This is a genomic window from Thalassospira sp. MCCC 1A01148, assembly GCF_001613795.1.
In the GTDB taxonomy this organism is placed as follows: domain Bacteria; phylum Pseudomonadota; class Alphaproteobacteria; order Rhodospirillales; family Thalassospiraceae; genus Thalassospira.
In genome coordinates this window covers 1,373,165-1,390,507 of record NZ_LPVZ01000020.1, presented here as the reverse complement: position 1 = coordinate 1,390,507, position 17,343 = coordinate 1,373,165, and the positions used below count along the sequence as shown (strand labels likewise).

The window sequence follows — 17,343 nt, the reverse complement described above, 5'->3', positions numbered from 1 at the left end:
CGAGAAAAACCGGGTGTGGCGATCATCATACGGGTGGCGGGGCAATGATCACCAGATCGGTTCGAAAGGAACCCGCGGGGCAGGATGTGCCCCTGCAGATCAGCCAGTTATACGAAAGACAGGCCGTTCTGGCATCAAATCTTCGCAAATCGAACTCGGCACGCCTTCCAAAACCGGGAAGAACGACACATATCTATCTTAAGTGCGAAGTCAAAAGTAACAGATGAAATCGTCCAAGAAACCAACGCCTTATTCGAGGCCATAGCCCCGAGGCCGGGATATTACCACACATGGTCCAGACATTCCGCGATATCGAACGTGAACAGTTCGCCATCAGCCCAAAGACTTGCGAGTGGACCATTCGCGCGATGACAGCGTTGCGCGCCAATATCGACATCAACATCAAAATGCACGGGCCGCGCGACCATATATCGCAGGGCGACATTTTTATGTTCAATCACTTTGCCCGGTTTGAAACCTTTATCCCGCAATTTCTGATCGCACTTGAAACCGGAGTCTATTGCCGATCAATCGCGTCAGGCGAATTCTTCGTCGAGGATAACAGCTTTTCGCGCTATCTCCGCGCCTTGGGCGGTGTGCCCAATGATTATGAACGTCTTCTGCCGTTTCTGGCCGAGGAAATCCTGCGTGGCGGCAAGGTCGTGGTCTTTCCCGAAGGCGGCATGGTCAAGGATCGCCGGGTGACAGATGCCGACCGCCCGCACCCCAAACGTCCCGATTACAGCATTTATTCCAGATCCGCCGATACCAGACGCGCACATCATACCGGTGCGGCCCTTCTGGGTCTTTGTATTGACGGCTTCAAGATCGGCCTTTCAGCCCTGATCGACAAGGGTAAAACCGGCGAACTCAGACGCTGGGCCACCATTCTTGAACGCAGCGAGGATGACCTGTTGGCAACCCTTGCCAAGCCGACCCTGATGTTTCCGGCCAATATTACCTTCCATCCGTTGCGCGTGGATCAGAACCTTTTAGCCCGCGCAGCTGACATGTTCACCGGCGGGCTTAGCCCCAAAATGGCCGAAGAAATGATCATCGAAGGCAATTTGATGTTCAAAAAGACCGATATGGACATCCGTTTGGGTGACCCGGTCAATCCGCGCGATCAATTCAACTGGCTTGATCGCCGCCTGCTGGCCAAACGGGTCGAACAGGCGCAAAGCATCGACGATTTATTCAAACCCGCAAAGACGATCGAGAAGATCACCGATCGCATTGCGCAGTTTGCGATTACGCGAAATATCAAACCACTGCGCGATCACTGCATGTCGGTGATGTATTCCAATCTGACGATCAATGTAAGCCATCTGGCGTCGCGGCTGATCATGATGTGGTTAAAGGATGGCGTCACCGAAGTTGATATCAGCCATTTTGACCACACGCTTTATCTGGCGATTAAAAACATTCAGCAGGCTGAAAATGTGCATCTGCACCGCGGCATGCGCAATCCGGCGGACTATGCCGGCATTTTCGAGCTTAACTGCCCGCAAATCCGTTTCTTTGTCGACAGCGCGGTTCAGCTTGGCCTGATTGAACGCCGTGATCAGAAATATTGCTTCCTGCCAAAATTGCAGGCCGAAGCCACGTTTGACCAGATCCGCATGGACAATCCGATCATGGTCTATGCCAACGAAATGGCACCGATCCATGCCGCATGGCAGGCCCTTGAACGTGCCCGGATCGAGGTAGATCACCTTAGTCCGACCGACATCGCCCATCGCCGCTTTGACGATGAAATTCTGGCCTGGCAGTGGAACCACACCAAGTTCCAGAAACCGAAATACGACGCGATCAACACGCAGGAAACCGCCACCGCAGACAGCCGCCCCTACCTGCTGCTGCCCAACGGGCAGACGCATTTCAACTGTGGTGTTTTGCTGGTACATGGCTTTTTGGCATCGCCTGCGGAGTTGCGCGAACTGGGCGAAAAGTTTTCCGCCATGGGCCATGCGGTGATGGGGGTCCGTCTTGCAGGCCATGGCACATCGCCCCACGAATTACAAAAGCGCAAATGGACCGATTGGCTGGCATCAGTCCGGCGCGGCTATGAGATCCTGAGCCCGTTTTGTGATCAGGTGGTCATAGTCGGATTTTCGACCGGCGGGGCACTTTCGGCCATTCATGCCGCGACCAAGCCTGAAAAACTGCGCGCGCTTGTGCTTGCGGGCACGCCGCTTAAATTCCGTAACCGCAACCTGATGTTTGTGCCGCTGCTTTATGGGGCGAACAAGCTGATGGGCTGGATGCCGTCCGCACAGGAATTGCTTAGCTTCCGGCCAAACGAATCCGAGCATCCCGAAATCAATTACCGCAACATCCCGATTGGCGGGCTACATCATTTGCGCCAGACCGTGGCGGAAATGCAAAGACGCCTGCCGGAGCTGGACTGCCCAACCCTGATTTTGCAGGGCGATGGCGACAAGGTCGTCGATCCCGCCAGTGCCACCATGATCCGGCGTTTGGCGACAAACGCACCGGAAATGGAAGTCCAGATGCTTGCATCCGACCGGCATGGCATTGTGAATGAAGATATCGACGGGGCGCACAATCGCATTATCGACTTTGTGCAAAGCCACTGCGCGGAATCGGTTCAGAAATCAGAAGCCATCCCGGCAGAATAAACGTGGCCGTAAGGCCAACGTCATCAGCTGCGCCAATGCCCAGCCCGAACAGAGCAATATTTAAATTACGTCTTGACGAGCCACCGCTCTGCCCATAGTTTGGATCCATGGATACAAACATGATCACCCAAGCCCTTCGTGATGAGATCGAGGCCGGTACGCTGCTTCCTGACACGGTGCTTAAGCAGGAAGAACTGGCAGCCCGGTTTGGTGTCAGCCGCCAGCCCATCCGACATGCCCTTGAGCGGCTGCACGAAACGGGATTGCTTGAAAAACGGCCAGACAGAAGCCTTGCCGTCACCGGACTGCGCAGCAAAGACGTCCATGAACTCGGCCAGATCAGAATTTCGCTTGAAGTCACCGCCCTTCAGCTTTCAGCACCGCGTTTGACGGCTGCTGCCTTGCGCAAGGCACGGCGGATCAATGAAGACCTGTTTGAGGAAGAGGCCCCTGAAATCCTCGCCGAACTTGATCAGGAATTTCACGCAACACTGTATGGCGCATGCGGGAATGAACGCCTGCTTTCGATGATTGATGGTTTGCGCGGCGAAGCCAAACGCGCCTATGCCCTGCAACCCAAAGGGTCACGGTCACGCAGTGATTTTTACCACGAACATCAACAGATTTTGGCCGCGCTGGAAGAAAATGACGTCCAGACCGCATGTGACGTCCTGACCACCCATATCGGCGTTACCGCCGGAATGCTGATCCCAATTGATCAAACCTCAAAATCCGAGAGCCCCGTATGAGCAGCTTTGGCGCAGAAGTCATCTGGACCCGCAAGGAAACTGAAGTTTTTACCGACCGGCGCTACTCGCGCGGTCATGTCTGGCGCTTTGATGGCGGGGTCGAGGTGCCGGCGTCCTCGTCACCGCATGTGGTGCCACTGCCCTATTCAGTTGAGGAAAATGTCGACCCGGAAGAAGCCTTTGTCGCGGCCCTTTCAAGCTGCCACATGCTGTTTTTCCTGCATTTCGCATCCGATGCCGGACTGGTGATCGATCACTATTCTGACGCCGCAATTGGCGAGATGAAAAACGTCGATGGCAAAACCATGATCACCATGGTGACCCTTCGCCCCGATATCCGTTATGGCGGCAACACACCGGATGCAGAACTTGTCGCCGATCTGCATCACCGTGCACACGAAGCCTGTTTTCTTGCCAATTCGGTCAAGACAGAAGTTGTCGTCGAAGCAGCCTGATTGTCAGTTTGAGGCAGGCTTTTGCGCGCAGATCGCATAGCGATGCTGTGCACCGCGTTCCAGCCCCTTGGCAAAGCTGATGTGTTTTTTCTGCGCGCTGTGAATTTGTTTAAGATCGACATCCACTGCAATCTGGTCAAATCCGGTCTGAGCCAGCATGGCCCTGACGTCGTCTGCCCTTGCGCCGTTTGAAAAATGCACGCGTGCCAGAATGTCATGATGGGTCTGCATGTGCGCAACCGGAACTACCGGTTTGCGAAGGCCAAGGGTTTCAAGAAAGCCCGCCATAGCCTTGTTGAATTTCGTCGCCCAGGTCGGGGAGACAAAATCACCGTCGACGACAAGAAGCTTGCCACCGGGTTTGAGCACCCGGAACCATTCCGCGAAGGCCGCCGCCGGATCAACCAGCGTCCAGACCAGATGACGTGTGACGATCACGTCATAGCTGTTGTCTGCTTCAAGCGTATTTTCCGCATCCCCAAGCAGGAAGGTGATGTTCGATCCGCGCTGCCCTGATTTGGCGCGCGCCTTTTCAAGCATCGCTTCGGACCAATCCATACCGGTCACCTCAAACCCGAGATCATGCATCAGATGGCTGATAACCCCGGTACCACTTGCCAGATCAAGTGCCTTGCGCCCGTTACCCTTGCCGAAATGACGTTCGAACAGGGCATGCCATGCACTGCGCTCAGACTCGGAAAAGATCTCGTGACCGGGCTGTTCATCAAAGGTTGCAGCCCGCATTGACCAGTATTCCTTGATCTCTTCGCGCAGGTTGAAGTTGCTGGCCTGATTCATGGTCTTGATGCTTTCTTGGCGGAATACCCGGATTTCTGCGGGTTGGTTAAGTCTCACAGCTACAATTGCGCAATTACTAATAACAAATGATTTGCATTATCATTGCGAAAAGGATTGATTTTCATTCTCAATAACTGATAAATCGCTCGTCAGGCAATCCTAATCTGAGGGAACGGGAATGAAATTTTTGGGTGTATTTGCTGCTCTGACCATGCTGGTCACAGGCACCGCACAGGCAGCAAAATCGGTCACGGTGACCGACGTTACCGGACGTGAAGTAACAGTCGAAGTACCAGTTCAGAAGGTCATTCTGGGCGAAGGCCGCCTGATCTATGGTCTGGCGACGCTTGATAGCGAAGACCCGTTCGAACGTGTCGTCAGCTGGCGAGACGACCTCAAGAAAGCCGATCCGCAGGGGTACGGCCTGTATGCCGCGAAATATCCGCGCATCGACGACATTCCGACTTTTGGCGGTATCAAGGACGGTACCTTTAATATCGAACAGGCGATCTCGCTGAATCCGGACGTTGTCATCATGAACCTTGAAGCCAAGGGTGCCACCGAAGAAGGCGGTTTTGATGAAAAACTCGCCGCCGTCGGCATTCCGCTGGTTTATATCGACTTCCGCGAAGCCCCGATCAAAAACACCGAAACAAGCATGAAAATCCTCGGTCAGCTGACCGGCAAGGAAGATCGTGCAGCAGAATTCATCAAATTCCGTTCTGACCACATCAACGAAGTTGAAAAACGTCTTCGTGAAGCGAACCCCGAAAAGCCGGATGTCTTTATCGAACGCGCAGCAGGCTATTCCGAGGAATGCTGCATGTCGTTTGGCAATGAAAACTTCGGAAAAATGGTCGAGATGGCAGGCGGCGTGAACATTGCAGCCCCGATTATTCCGGGCACATTTGGCACCATCAACCCCGAACAGGTGATTGCATCCAACCCGGACCAGTTCGTCGGCACAGGCGGTGACTGGGAAGCCTATGCACCAGGCATGGGATGGGTTCCGGTTGGACCTGGTGCTGATATGACCGAAGCCAAGCGCAAGCTTGATGGCCTGATGGAACGCCCTGCCTTTACCGGCATTGATGCCACCAAGAATGGCAACATTCATGTGGTCTGGCACCAGTTCTATAACAGTCCGTATCAGTTCGTGGTGATCGAACAGATGGCAAAATGGTTCCACCCGGACCTGTTTGCCGATATCGACCCGGAAGCAACGTTCAAAGAGCTTCATGATCGCTTCCTGCCGCTCGATTACAAGCCGGGCTACTTCATCTCAAGCAGCGATACAGCCACAAACTGATGACGACCAAACAACTCAACGTCGAAGCCGGGAGCGTGCATTACAAGGCACGCTCCCTGCAGCGTTTTCTGCTCCTGCTCACAATGGGCGGGGCATTGTTTCTTTCGTTTGCCATCGATCTGGCAACGGGCCCGGCGAACTATCCGTTATCAGACGTGATCGCCACCCTGCTTGATCCATGGTCGGCCACAGATCAGTTGCGCGTAGTGATCTGGGATATCCGCATGCCGATCGCGCTGATGGCGCTCACGGTGGGTGCGGCCCTTTCGACCGCAGGCGCACAGATGCAAACCATCCTTGCCAACCCGCTGGCCAGCCCGTTTACGCTGGGCATTTCGGCCGCCGCCGGGTTTGGTGCGGCACTGGCCTTGGTACTCGGTGTGGCACTGCTGCCGGCCTTTGTTGATTTCATCATTCCGCTCAATGCGTTCGTCATGGCGATGGGCACGGCATTGATCATTCATTTCTTCAGCCGCCTGCGCGGTGTAACGGTCGAAACCATCGTTTTGCTCGGTATCGCACTGGTCTTTACCTTCAACGCGCTTCTGGCACTTTTGCAGTATCTGGCAAGTGAACAGGCCCTTGCCGCGGTTGTGTTCTGGACCATGGGATCGCTGGTCAAGGCGACCTGGACCAAGGTGGCCGTGACCGCCGTTGCGGTCGTGATCGCCATTCCGCTCTTTACCCGTCAGGCATGGGCATTGACCGCCCTTCGTCTGGGCGATGCCAAGGCGGAAAGCTTTGGTGTGAATGTACAGGGGCTTCGCCTGCGCACCATGCTGATCGTCAGCCTTCTGGCCGCCATTCCCGTTTCTTTCGTCGGCACGATTGGCTTTATCGGACTCGTCGGGCCGCATATTGCCCGCATGCTGGTTGGTGAAGATCAACGCTTCTTTCTGCCGGCATCGGTTCTGTGCGGGGCGTTGATTCTGTCAGCGACCTCGGTGCTTTCGAAATTGCTGATCCCGGGTGCAATCCTGCCGATCGGGGTAATTACAGCCCTTGTTGGTGTGCCCTTCTTCTTCTCGCTGATTTTCGCAAGTCGGAGGAAATCATGGTAACCCTGCGTCTCGAAGATATCGGAACCCGCTATGGCAAGGTGCAGGTGGTTTCAGGTGTCACCACCCCGACCATCCAGCCCGGCACCGTAACCGCCGTCATCGGGCCGAACGCGGCAGGGAAATCAAGCCTGTTTCGCCGTGTGGCCGGCCTTGCACAGGGCGACGGTGTTGTGGATCTGGGGTCGCATAGACCAGATCGCAACACGATCTGTTATATGCCACAGGATACCGGTTCAACCGCAGTTCTGTCGGTCTATGAATCGGTTATTCTTGCTGCCAAACAGGGTTCAAGCCTGCGCGTCCGCACCGAGGAACTGGCCCGGATTGATGACATTCTGGCCGCCTTGCGAATTGGCGATTTGGCCGGGCGTAACCTGGGCGAACTTAGCGGCGGCCAGCGACAACTGGTCGCCATTGCCCAGACACTGGTACGCGATCCGAAAGTCCTTTTGATGGATGAGCCGACCTCCGCCCTTGATCTGCATCGCCAGATGGAGGTTCTGTCCTTCATGCGTGACGTCGCCAAGGGTCAGAACATCATCGTCCTGATCGCCATTCATGATCTGAACCATGCCCTGCAATATTGCGATCAGGCCATGGCGATTCGTGATGGCCGCATGGTGGCATTTGGCCCGTGTTCGGATGTGATCGACAGCGACCTTCTGCGTGATGTCTATCAGGTTGATGGCCATGTCGAACTCAATTCAATGGGTCATCCGCATATCGTACTGCGCGGGCCAAGCGATGAAACCAACAGCCGGCACAATACCGCCGTCGGCCACAATGACATGCCAAAGTCTGCAATGGCTGCCCAATAGAAAGGCGCTGTTTTCCTTGTGATTAAAAACTTTGCATTTGAGGCATTTTCTGCTTCCATGGGAAGATGATGATCATGCATCGCAACAGCGTCATGTTTGGCGCTGTTTTCCTTTGTGAACAGGGGCAGAAACCCTTGGCGATGTCTTTCATGCTTCAGGAGGCAGAACTTGCAGACCGGCGCGCCATTCAGTTTTGAACGCTTTACCTTTCCCGACCTAAAAACCCTGTTGGCAAAGGCAAGCCCGCTTCGTTCCGGCGATGTGCTGGCCGGACTGGCGGCAAGTTCGGATGAGGAGCGGGTGGCGGCGCGCTTTGCGCTTGCCGATGTACCGCTCAAACGGTTTTTAAGCGAGGCACTCGTACCCTACGAAGACGATGATGTCACGCGCATGATCATTGATGACCATGATGCAGATGCCTTTGCGCCGGTATCCTCGATGACCGTTGGCGATTTTCGCAACTGGCTTCTGACCGATGATGCCACCCCCGAAGCGCTCAGGCATCTGGCCCCTGGCCTGACGCCCGAAATGGTCGCTGCGGTATCAAAACTGATGCGCAATCAGGACCTGATTGCGGTAGCCAAGAAATGCCACGTGGTCACGGCCTTTCGTAATACAGTTGGCCTGCCCGGCCATCTTTCGGTGCGCCTGCAACCCAATCATCCAACCGATGATCCTGCCGGTGTTGCGGCCTCGATCCTTGATGGTCTGATGCATGGCAGTGGGGACGCGGTGATTGGCATCAATCCGGCCACTGACAGCCCCGAAGCCATGATCGAGCTTCTTAAACTCATCGACGAGGTTCGTGAACGGATCGATATCCCGACCCAGTCATGCGTTTTGGCCCACGTCACCACGGCCATTGACGTGATGGCGCGCAATGCGCCGGTTGATCTAGTGTTCCAGTCTATTGCCGGCACGCAAAAGGCCAATGAAAGCTTTGGCATCACCCAGGCCATGCTGGCCGAGGCCGAAGACGCCGCCAAGGGGCTTAAACGCGGCACAGTCGGCAACAATGTGATGTATTTCGAAACCGGTCAGGGAGCCGCCCTTTCAGCCGACGCCCACGAAGGCATTGATCAGCAAACTGTCGAGGCGCGCGCCTATACGGTTGCGCGCAAGTATTCGCCACTTCTGGTCAATACGGTTGTCGGCTTTATCGGGCCGGAATATCTGTTTGATGGCAAGCAAATCACCCGTGCGGGGCTTGAAGACCATTTTTGTGGTAAGTTGCTTGGCGTGCCGATGGGCTGTGATGTTTGCTATACCAACCATGCCGAAGCTGATCAGGATGACATGGACAACCTGCTGACCCTTCTGGGTGTTGCCGGCTGTAACTTTGTCATCGGTGTTCCGGGTGCGGATGACATCATGCTCAATTACCAAAGCACGAGTTTCCATGATGCGATGTATCTACGCTCTGTGCTGGGTCTGCAACCGGCACCGGAATTTGCCGCCTGGTTGCGCAAGATGGAGATCCTTGATCAGAACGGCCGCACCCGCCCGCAACTTGACGGGCAGGCAGCCCAGAACCTTTTGGCATGGTCGGGGGCCGCTTAAATGAGCAATCTGACCAACAAGAAAATCCCAAGCGGCCTTGATCCGTGGAATACGCTTCGTGCCCATACCGATGCTCGTATAGGCCTTGGCCGGGTCGGCGACGGCTTGCCGACCGAACGGCTGCTGGAATTTCAGATGGCGCATGCGCGTGCGCGGGATTCTGTACATATGGCCTTTGATGCCAGCGCGGTTCGTGACCAGCTTGACGGGCTTGATCACACGATCCTTGATGTCCATTCCGCCGCGCCGGATCGACCGACCTATCTACAGCGTCCCGACCTTGGCCGGTTGTTGGACGAAGATTCTGCTGCTGCGCTTGGCAAACACACCGGGGATTATGACGTTGCGTTCATTCTCGCTGATGGGCTATCGGCCCGTGCGAGCCATGACCACGCTGCCAATACCTTGAAGCTGATCCTTGATCACTTGGGGCAAAGCTGGTCTGTCGCCCCGATCACACTCGCCACCCAGTCACGCGTCGGATTGGGTGATGAAATCGGTGCGGCATTGGGGGCGAAGCTGACCGTGATGCTGATCGGCGAACGTCCGGGCCTGTCGAGCGCGGATTCGCTTGGCTGCTATCTGACATGGGGGCCAAAGCGCGGGCGCTCGAACGCGGATCGCAACTGCGTTTCAAACATCCGCCCGGCCGGCCTGACCCCGGAAAAGGCCGCGAAAAAGATCGCCTATTTGATGGTCGAATCGCGCAAGATGGGTCTGTCGGGTGTTGCGCTCAAGGACAATTCATCCAATCCGGATCTGATTGAAGGCTAGGCACGCGTGGCGGCGGGGCGCGAAGACGGCGCCCTTGTTTGCCCTCAGCCCTGAAGCGCCTCCAGACCGTCTGCCACCATCACCGGATCAAACTCGGTAATATGGTAATCGGCCAGATCATGCTGATGAAACGGATCGCGCGTCAGTTCATCTTCCAGTGCGGCCCGATCACCCTTGGCAAGAATCACGCCGCCATCGCGCGGCACCTTGCGACCGGATGCCAAAAACATGCCCTTGGCATAAGCCTGCTTCAGCCACGCGATATGGTCTTCGATATGCGCATCGACCTGTTCAAGCGGAACCTTGTAGTTCAGCGAGACAACAAACATTGCTGATTTTCCCTGTTGGAGTCTGAGGGTTGGGATTGCGCACAATCCGGTGTTTCGACACTGATCACAAATCACATTTTGGCGATCAGGCAGCTTTATGCACCGTCCGTTTTGCTTCCCATCCGGGTAAGAAGATATTCGATCCGCTCTGCATGCGCACTCTCGACCCGCGCAAGACTTTCAAACCACGCAGCGACATCTTCAAGGCCCTCTTCGCGGGCAATGCGCGCCATTTCCGGATAATCCGCTTCGGCTTCTTGCTGCTCGTGGGAAAGTGCCGCTTCAAGGTTACGCCGCGTCGTACCCAGTTCCCGACCTGTCAGCGGATCACCTGCAGATTCCAGAAACTCCAAATGGCCAAATGCATGCCCGGTTTCTGCTTCGGCGGCGGTGCGAAACAATTCGGCGGCTTCGGACTGCCCTTCGATATCGGCCTGCTGGGCAAAGTAAAGATAGCGACGGTTGGTTTGCGCCTCGGCGGCAAAGGCCTTGCGCAGGTTTGCCTCGGTACGTGTTCCCTTGATCGGCATGTGCGCCGTTTCCTTGTTATTGATCGACCTCATACAGCCATTTGTGTATGGGCAAATGTCGTAAAAAATAAGGCGGCAGAACCGGGTGGTTCTGCCGCCATTTATTTGTCGTAAAATCTGTCATCGTCAAGCGGGGCAGGGGCAATAGCCCATTGGCGCAGCCAGATTTCACATGCCTGTCACCTGCGCAAGTTCGCGCAAAACGACGGCAAGAATGATTACGCCGCGTCCTGTTCCGCCCGATTGCGTCGCAGTCGGAAGACCAGGTCAACCGATGCCAGTTCCGTGCCGCTTGGCATGTTCGGGATGTTTGCGATCTTGACGTCACCTGCCGGGATGTCAGACAGCATTCCGTCTTCTTCGCAATAGAAATGGTAATGCGGTTCGGTGTTGGTATCGAAGTAGGAACGACCCGAATCAATCACGATTTCATTGAGAAGCTGCGCATCGGTGAACTGGTGCAGGGTGTTGTACACAGTCGCCAGTGACACTTTGATGTTGTTGCTCATGGCTTCGGAATGCAGTTGCTCTGCCGTGACGTGACGATGACCGTCATCAAACAGCAGACGTGCCAATGCCAGACGCTGACGTGTTGGACGCAGACTGGCATCTTTGAGCCGATTAAGCGCATTGGTGTATGGACGCGAGGTATGTCCCATAGCTTTGCCCCTTTGTTCGTGACCAGGCCAGAATCGTGATGGCCCTAATGAATGCTTGGAACAAGCCTAGAGAACCCGAACGCGTTATTCTTTGATTTTGATCAACTACAATCGCGGGACGTAATATTGCAAAATACAAACAAAAAAGGCCGGTAAAAACCGGCCTTTTTATTTGATCTGAGATCCGAATCAGTCGCCCGTCATGATGCGGTCGACCAGTTCCTTCACAGTCGGAATATTGCCGTTGGCATAGAACGGATCTTCGCCAAACTTATAGGCATTGTGACCGGCAAACATCAGTTCATGTTCGACATCGGCACCATGTGCGATGCTCTGAAGCGTCTTCTGAATGCAGAAGGACCGCGGATCGGCACGCTTGCCTGTGGTGCCTTCGTGCTGTTCCCAGTTGGAGAACTGGCACTGTGACAGACAGCCCATACAATCAATCTGGTCTTTTTTGATCGTCAGCGCGCTTTCCGGGGTGACAAATACCATGGTGTCATCCGGGGTCGGCATACCTTCGGTATAACCGGCCTCAAGCCATGCCTTGACCTTGTCGGCATCGTCTTCACGCACATAGATCGGGCGTCCACGACGGCCAAGCGGAATACCAACATGAAGGTCTGCCTCGGCAGTACGCGAATAGCGTACCTGACGGTCAGAGCGCTGATGAAGATCTTCAAGGAATTCGTTGCGCACAGCCGAGCTATAGAAGCCCGTCGGGCTGAATTTGTGCAACGAAACATCGCCGTTCTGAAGGCTGGTCAGACGGGATTTCCATTCATCGGAAATCTCGCTTTCCTGCGTCAGAAGCGGACGCGTACCAAACTGGAAGGCCACCGGGGCAACTTCCGGATTGTCGATCCAGTCTTCGAAATCGCGCAGGAACCAGACTCCACCGGCCATGATGATCGGAACATCATTCAAGCCAACGGAATTCATGAATTCACGCAGGGCCGCGACTCGCGGGAACGGATCTTCGGGCACCAGCGGATCTTCGGAATTCGACAAACCGTTATGGCCGCCGGCACGCCACGGATCTTCATAGACCACGCCGCCCAGCCATTCCGGAATTTTTTTATAGGACCGCAGCCACAGCGCACGAAACGCGCGCGCCGAAGACACGATCGGATAATAATGTACGCCATACTGCGCAGAAATCTGCGCAATCTTGTAAGGCATACCTGCGCCACAGGTCACGCCATGGATCAGACCTTTGGCACCTTCAAGAACACCGTGGAGAATGGGTTCAGCACCGCCCATTTCCCACAACACATTCATATGCAAACGGCCTTCGCCATTGCGCATTTCATGTGCAATTTGTGCTTGTGCGATCCCGCCACGAATACCGTAAGCAATCAGTTCCTGATGACGGTCACTACGGGTTTTTCCTGCATATTCGATCGGGACCAGATTGCCATTCTCGTCATAAGAATCGGCATTCACAGCGGAAAAAGTCCCGATACCACCGGCAGCAGCCCATGCGCCGGAACTTTTACCCGTCGATACAGCAACGCCTTTGCCACCTTCGATAACTGGCAAGACTTCTTTACCCGACATGACGAGCGGTTTAAGGGCTTTCAAATTCGTCTCTCCCATTCGGCATTTGCCCACGACACCAAGGTATCGTGCAGAGTGCCGGACGACGTCGCGTTTTTATCGCCGTCCGGCATCTCAATAGCTTATTCGGCGTCGCCTGCATCCAGGTCAGCACCGGTTTCCTGGTCAACACGTTTCATCGACAGCTTGATTTTACCGCGATCATCGAAACCGATGACTTTGACTTTAACCTGATCGCCTTCTTTCACGATGTCCGAAACCTGTTTGACACGCTCGGGTGCCAGTTCGGAAATGTGAACAAGACCGTCGCGCGCACCGAAGAAGTTTACGAATGCGCCGAAATCGACAGCCTTAACGACCTTACCATCATAGATATGATTCAATTCAGGTTCCGCAACGATCGATTTGATCCAATCGACAGCTTGCTTGCCTTTTGCACCGTCTGTATGTGCGACGGTGATCGAACCATCGTCTTCGATGTCGACCTTTGCACCGGTCTCTTCGCAGATTTCGCGAATGACCTTGCCGCCCGAACCGATGACGTCACGAATTTTGTCTTTCGGGATCGAGAACTGGGTAATGGTCGGTGCATTGCCCGAAACTTCACCGCGTGCTTCCGGCAGCGCCTTGGACATTTCGCCCAGGATGTGCAGGCGGCCATCACGTGCCTGTTTCAGAGCAATCTGCATGATTTCCGCGGTCACCGAGGTGATCTTGATGTCCATCTGCAGCGAGGTGATACCGTTCTCGGTACCGGCAACCTTGAAGTCCATGTCGCCAAGGTGATCTTCGTCACCCATGATGTCGGACAGGACGGCAAAGTCCTCAGCTTCCTTGATCAGGCCCATGGCGATACCAGCAACCGGACGTGCCAGCGGAACACCGGCATCCATCATCGCAAGCGAACTTGCGCAAACGGTGGCCATCGAGGACGAACCGTTTGATTCGGTGACTTCCGAAACGATACGGGTCGTGTACGGGAAGGCTTCCTTGCTCGGCATCAGCGGATGCAGGGCACGCCATGCCAGTTTACCGTGACCGATTTCACGACGGCCCGGCGAACCCATGCGGCCTGCTTCGCCAACCGAGTAGGGCGGGAAGTTGTAATGCAGCATGAAGCCTTCACGGTATTCACCGTCAAGGGCGTCAACGATCTGCTCGTCCTGACCGGTACCAAGGGTAACAACAGCCAGTGCCTGGGTTTCACCACGGGTAAAGATCGACGAACCGTGCGAACGCGGCAGAACCGAAACTTCGCCAAGGATCGGGCGAACGTCAGCACCTGTACGGCCATCGATACGCTTGCCGGTTTTCAGGATCGCACCGCGAACGATGTCTTTTTCCAGATCCTTGATGATCGAGGAAACCTTGCCTTTGAGTTCGTCCGGAACTTCATCACCAAGTTTTTCAACGATCTCGGCTTTCGCTGCAGCAACAGCAGCCGAACGCTCCTGCTTGACAACGTTTGCGTAAGCTGCGGTCAGGCTTTCGGTGCCCAGTGCAGCAACTTTTTCGACCAGCGCGTCATAGCCATCCGGAAGACCGGCAACTTCACGCGGCTCTTTGGCAGCTTCTTCGGCCAGTTCGATGATCAGGTCGAGAACGCCCTGGAACTGTTCGTGACCGAATTTGACAGCACCCAGCATGATGTCTTCGGACAGTTCGGATGCTTCGGATTCAACCATCATCACGCCATCACGGGTACCCGCAACAACAAGATCAAGATCGCTTTCCTTGACCGCTTCGGTCGACGGGTTCAGCAGGTATTCACCATCCTTGTAACCAACGCGGGCTGCACCGATCGGGCCGAGGAACGGCAGACCGGAAATGGTCAGCGCAGCCGACGTACCGATCATCGCAACCACGTCCGGGTCGTTTTCCATGTCATGCGACAGAACGGTACAAACGATCTGGGTGTCGTTACGATACTGCGGGTGGAACAGCGGACGGATCGGACGGTCGATCAGACGCGAAACAAGGGTTTCTTTTTCAGACGGGCGGCCTTCACGCTTGAAGAAACCACCCGGGATTTTGCCAGCGGCAAATGCTTTTTCCTGGTAGTTAACCGTCAGCGGGAAAAAGTCGACATCCGGGCGCGGCTGTTTTGCGCCAACAGCAGTACACAGGACAACGGTTTCACCGTAGGTAACCTTGACGGCACCATCCGCCTGACGGGCAATTTTACCGGTTTCAAGAACCAGTTTGGCATTGCCCCACTGCATTTCCTTACGGACGACATTAAACATTATTTTCTCTTCCTCTTACAAACCTCTGGCGGACCCGAAAGTATACACGAGTTCCGAACACATTACTCATGAGGCTTGCATGACAGCATCATGAGTAATGGGTCCGGCGCAAGCATCGGGTCGGCCCATCCGACCCTGCTTCTCGTGTTCCGATCCACCGGAACAATAAAAAAAACGACGGCGGAGGTCACCCTCCGCCGGAGTTCGATATCAGCGGCGAATACCGAGGCGTTCAATAACGCTCTCGTAACGCGACTGGTCTTTGCGCTGCAGGTACTTCAGCAGGCGGCGACGCTGACCAACCATCATGAGAAGACCACGACGGCTGTGGAAGTCGTGGTTATGTTCTTTCATGTGCTCGGTGAGGTTCTTGATCCGTTCAGTCAGGATAGCAACCTGGACTTCGGGGGAACCGGTGTCACCGTCTTTCTGAGCGTATTCCTTGATCAGCTCAGCTTTGCGTTCAGCAGTAATCGACATCAGGCATCCTTTCGCCTTTAGAGATTAAAAACACGCACAGGCCGAATTTCGCCACCATTGATCTCAGCCAACGCAATCGCGCGGTCATTGAGCATGGCACAGACGATTTCGTCCTGCACGACGGGGTTTTCAAGGGCATTGCGCTTTGCCACCGGCAACAGCCCGACAGGCTGGCCAGAGGAAAGGCGTTGCGCCTCGACTTCGGTCAGGGCCAGCGCCGGGATGTCGTCCAGCGCGGTCTCAACCGGAAGCAGTTTCTTCATCACCTCGTCCGGGTCCATATCCAGCAGATCCTGCAGGGGAATGGCGTTCCCTTCCGAAAACGGCCCCGCCGATGTCCGGCGAAGCGCGGCGATATAGCCAACAGTGCCAAGGCGCAGCGCGATATCGCGCGCCAAAGATCGCATATACGCACCTTTACCCGACACAACGTCGAGCACGGCATGATCGCGATCTGGCATGTCGACCAGTCGAAGATCCTTGATCAGAATCGGACGTGGCTGCAAAACCACATCTTCATCGCGGCGTGCAAGGTCATAGGCACGTTTGCCATTCACCTTGATCGCCGAAAACTTTGGCGGCACCTGCTGGATTTCACCGATGAACTCACCCAGCACGGCCTTGATTTCGTCTTCGCTCGGACGATGATCAGAGGTCTCGATAACCTCGCCTTCGGCATCATCCGTGCTGCGCGCTTCGCCGAATTTCAGCGTTACCCGATAACTCTTGCTGCCGTCCATGACATAGGCAACCGTTTTGGTTGCTTCGCCAAAGGCAATCGGCAGAACGCCAGACGCCAGCGGGTCAAGTGTCCCGCCATGTCCGGCCTTGTTGGCATCCAGCAGACGACGCACCTGATTGACCACAGTTGATGATGTGATCTCCAGGGGCTTGTCGACCGCCAGCCAGCCATTAATGCTCTTACCGCGACGGCGACGCGCCATCAGTCGTCCTCATCTTCCGGGTCACCCGACCGGTCATCCACAAGATCCTGCGCGACGTGCGGGTCGCGAAGGAGGGCGCCTATATGGTCAGCGACATCAAAACTCTTGTCTTCGACAAATCGCAATGCAGGCACATATTTCATATGAACCGTGTTGGCCACATGACTGCGCAGATGTCCCTTCTGACGCATCAACGCTTTCATCGACGTTTCTGCTTCTCCGCCGCCAAGCGGGGTAAAGGATACCATTGCATTGCGCATATCCGGTGACAGATTGACACCCGTGATGGTTACCGGGCGCCGGGTCAGTTCCGGGTCGTAAATGTCTCCGCGCTCCAATGCCTGCGACAGCGCCTGACGGATTTCTTCCGCCACACGGAGCTGTCGCTGACTTGGTGCTTTGGCTGGTTGCTTCGCCATGTCAGTTCCT

The 17,343-nt window shown here is 55.2% G+C and carries 17 protein-coding genes; 8 read left to right on the top strand and 9 right to left on the bottom strand.

All coding sequences use genetic code 11. The features are described from left to right. Window positions 1-290: 290 nt before the first annotated feature. The 3 genes from AUQ43_RS15900 (at window position 291) to AUQ43_RS15890 (ending at window position 3,846) form a co-directional block, all read left to right on the top strand. Window positions 291-2,642: a carboxylesterase gene (locus tag AUQ43_RS15900; protein WP_062957155.1), complete on the top strand. Its 2,352-nt coding sequence runs from the start codon at window positions 291-293 to the stop codon at window positions 2,640-2,642. 119 nt (window positions 2,643-2,761) lie between these two features. Further along, complete coding sequence (locus AUQ43_RS15895) at window positions 2,762-3,391, top strand: GntR family transcriptional regulator (RefSeq protein WP_232310700.1); 630 nt, start codon at window positions 2,762-2,764, stop codon at window positions 3,389-3,391. After that, a complete protein-coding gene (locus tag AUQ43_RS15890; protein ID WP_062957153.1) occupies window positions 3,388-3,846 on the top strand; it encodes an OsmC family protein in 459 nt (152 codons plus the stop codon). Before AUQ43_RS15895 ends, AUQ43_RS15890 begins: the two co-directional genes overlap by 4 nt. Before the next feature lie 3 nt (window positions 3,847-3,849). Here the strand turns inward: AUQ43_RS15890 and AUQ43_RS15885 are convergent, their stop codons facing one another. Continuing rightward, the gene (locus AUQ43_RS15885; RefSeq protein WP_062957376.1) at window positions 3,850-4,644 is read right to left on the bottom strand and encodes a class I SAM-dependent methyltransferase; all 795 of its coding nucleotides are present in this window, start codon (window positions 4,642-4,644) and stop codon (window positions 3,850-3,852) included. Between the two features lie 178 nt (window positions 4,645-4,822). Here AUQ43_RS15885 and AUQ43_RS15880 point away from each other — a divergent pair, with 178 nt between their 5' ends. The 5 genes from AUQ43_RS15880 to eutC all read left to right on the top strand — a co-directional run bounded on the left by AUQ43_RS15880 (window position 4,823) and on the right by eutC (window position 10,166). Continuing rightward, a complete protein-coding gene (locus AUQ43_RS15880; protein ID WP_062957152.1) occupies window positions 4,823-5,953 on the top strand; it encodes an ABC transporter substrate-binding protein in 1,131 nt (376 codons plus the stop codon). Continuing rightward, window positions 5,953-7,014, top strand: coding sequence for an iron ABC transporter permease (locus tag AUQ43_RS15875; protein ID WP_062957151.1), 1,062 nt, complete (start codon window positions 5,953-5,955; stop codon window positions 7,012-7,014). Before AUQ43_RS15880 ends, AUQ43_RS15875 begins: the two co-directional genes overlap by 1 nt. Next, a complete protein-coding gene (locus AUQ43_RS15870) occupies window positions 7,008-7,832 on the top strand; it encodes an ABC transporter ATP-binding protein (protein ID WP_062957150.1) in 825 nt (274 codons plus the stop codon). Before AUQ43_RS15875 ends, AUQ43_RS15870 begins: the two co-directional genes overlap by 7 nt. Window positions 7,833-8,000: 168 nt before the next feature. Further along, window positions 8,001-9,392 (top strand): ethanolamine ammonia-lyase subunit EutB, encoded by a 1,392-nt coding sequence (locus AUQ43_RS15865; protein WP_062957149.1) that lies wholly within the window; start codon window positions 8,001-8,003, stop codon window positions 9,390-9,392. After that, a complete protein-coding gene (gene eutC, locus AUQ43_RS15860; protein ID WP_062957148.1) occupies window positions 9,393-10,166 on the top strand; it encodes an ethanolamine ammonia-lyase subunit EutC in 774 nt (257 codons plus the stop codon). A 44-nt stretch (window positions 10,167-10,210) separates the two neighbouring features. Here eutC and AUQ43_RS15855 read toward each other — a convergent pair whose 3' ends face one another. The 8 genes from AUQ43_RS15855 to rbfA all read right to left on the bottom strand — a co-directional run bounded on the left by AUQ43_RS15855 (window position 10,211) and on the right by rbfA (window position 17,333). Beyond that, on the bottom strand, window positions 10,211-10,495 hold the full coding sequence (locus AUQ43_RS15855) for a YciI family protein (RefSeq protein WP_062957147.1): 285 nt from the start codon (window positions 10,493-10,495) through the stop codon (window positions 10,211-10,213). A gap of 95 nt (window positions 10,496-10,590) precedes the next feature. Next, window positions 10,591-11,025, bottom strand: coding sequence for a rubrerythrin family protein (locus AUQ43_RS15850; protein WP_062957375.1), 435 nt, complete (start codon window positions 11,023-11,025; stop codon window positions 10,591-10,593). 218 nt (window positions 11,026-11,243) lie between these two features. Next, complete coding sequence (gene irrA, locus AUQ43_RS15845; RefSeq protein WP_062957146.1) at window positions 11,244-11,684, bottom strand: iron response transcriptional regulator IrrA; 441 nt, start codon at window positions 11,682-11,684, stop codon at window positions 11,244-11,246. 189 nt (window positions 11,685-11,873) lie between these two features. Beyond that, entirely contained in the window at window positions 11,874-13,268 is a 1,395-nt protein-coding gene (locus AUQ43_RS15840; protein WP_062957374.1) for a nitronate monooxygenase family protein, read from the bottom strand. Window positions 13,269-13,366: 98 nt separating this feature from the next. Then, complete coding sequence (gene pnp / locus AUQ43_RS15835) at window positions 13,367-15,490, bottom strand: polyribonucleotide nucleotidyltransferase (protein ID WP_062957145.1); 2,124 nt, start codon at window positions 15,488-15,490, stop codon at window positions 13,367-13,369. A gap of 210 nt (window positions 15,491-15,700) precedes the next feature. Beyond that, complete coding sequence (gene rpsO / locus AUQ43_RS15830) at window positions 15,701-15,970, bottom strand: 30S ribosomal protein S15 (protein ID WP_062957144.1); 270 nt, start codon at window positions 15,968-15,970, stop codon at window positions 15,701-15,703. Window positions 15,971-15,987: 17 nt separating this feature from the next. Further along, window positions 15,988-16,914 carry a tRNA pseudouridine(55) synthase TruB gene (gene truB, locus AUQ43_RS15825; RefSeq protein WP_062957143.1) on the bottom strand — a complete coding sequence of 309 codons (927 nt, stop codon included), beginning with the start codon at window positions 16,912-16,914 and terminating at the stop codon, window positions 15,988-15,990. Beyond that, a complete protein-coding gene (gene rbfA / locus AUQ43_RS15820) occupies window positions 16,914-17,333 on the bottom strand; it encodes a 30S ribosome-binding factor RbfA (protein WP_062957142.1) in 420 nt (139 codons plus the stop codon). Before rbfA ends, truB begins: the two co-directional genes overlap by 1 nt. Window positions 17,334-17,343: the final 10 nt, after the last annotated feature.

What these genes read in the sequence shown, in the direction of transcription:
- AUQ43_RS15900 (WP_062957155.1), top strand. Translation starts at nt 291, where the DNA reads ATGGTCCAGACATTCCGCGATATCGAACGTGAACAGTTCGCCATCAGC.
- AUQ43_RS15895 (WP_232310700.1), top strand. Translation starts at nt 2,762, where the DNA reads ATGATCACCCAAGCCCTTCGTGATGAGATCGAGGCCGGTACGCTGCTT.
- AUQ43_RS15890 (WP_062957153.1), top strand. Translation starts at nt 3,388, where the DNA reads ATGAGCAGCTTTGGCGCAGAAGTCATCTGGACCCGCAAGGAAACTGAA.
- AUQ43_RS15885 (WP_062957376.1), bottom strand. Translation starts at nt 4,644, where the DNA reads ATGAATCAGGCCAGCAACTTCAACCTGCGCGAAGAGATCAAGGAATAC.
- AUQ43_RS15880 (WP_062957152.1), top strand. Translation starts at nt 4,823, where the DNA reads ATGAAATTTTTGGGTGTATTTGCTGCTCTGACCATGCTGGTCACAGGC.
- AUQ43_RS15875 (WP_062957151.1), top strand. Translation starts at nt 5,953, where the DNA reads ATGACGACCAAACAACTCAACGTCGAAGCCGGGAGCGTGCATTACAAG.
- AUQ43_RS15870 (WP_062957150.1), top strand. Translation starts at nt 7,008, where the DNA reads ATGGTAACCCTGCGTCTCGAAGATATCGGAACCCGCTATGGCAAGGTG.
- eutC (WP_062957148.1), top strand. Translation starts at nt 9,393, where the DNA reads ATGAGCAATCTGACCAACAAGAAAATCCCAAGCGGCCTTGATCCGTGG.
- AUQ43_RS15855 (WP_062957147.1), bottom strand. Translation starts at nt 10,495, where the DNA reads ATGTTTGTTGTCTCGCTGAACTACAAGGTTCCGCTTGAACAGGTCGAT.
- AUQ43_RS15850 (WP_062957375.1), bottom strand. Translation starts at nt 11,025, where the DNA reads ATGCCGATCAAGGGAACACGTACCGAGGCAAACCTGCGCAAGGCCTTT.
- irrA (WP_062957146.1), bottom strand. Translation starts at nt 11,684, where the DNA reads ATGGGACATACCTCGCGTCCATACACCAATGCGCTTAATCGGCTCAAA.
- pnp (WP_062957145.1), bottom strand. Translation starts at nt 15,490, where the DNA reads ATGTTTAATGTCGTCCGTAAGGAAATGCAGTGGGGCAATGCCAAACTG.
- rpsO (WP_062957144.1), bottom strand. Translation starts at nt 15,970, where the DNA reads ATGTCGATTACTGCTGAACGCAAAGCTGAGCTGATCAAGGAATACGCT.
- truB (WP_062957143.1), bottom strand. Translation starts at nt 16,914, where the DNA reads ATGGCGCGTCGCCGTCGCGGTAAGAGCATTAATGGCTGGCTGGCGGTC.
- rbfA (WP_062957142.1), bottom strand. Translation starts at nt 17,333, where the DNA reads ATGGCGAAGCAACCAGCCAAAGCACCAAGTCAGCGACAGCTCCGTGTG.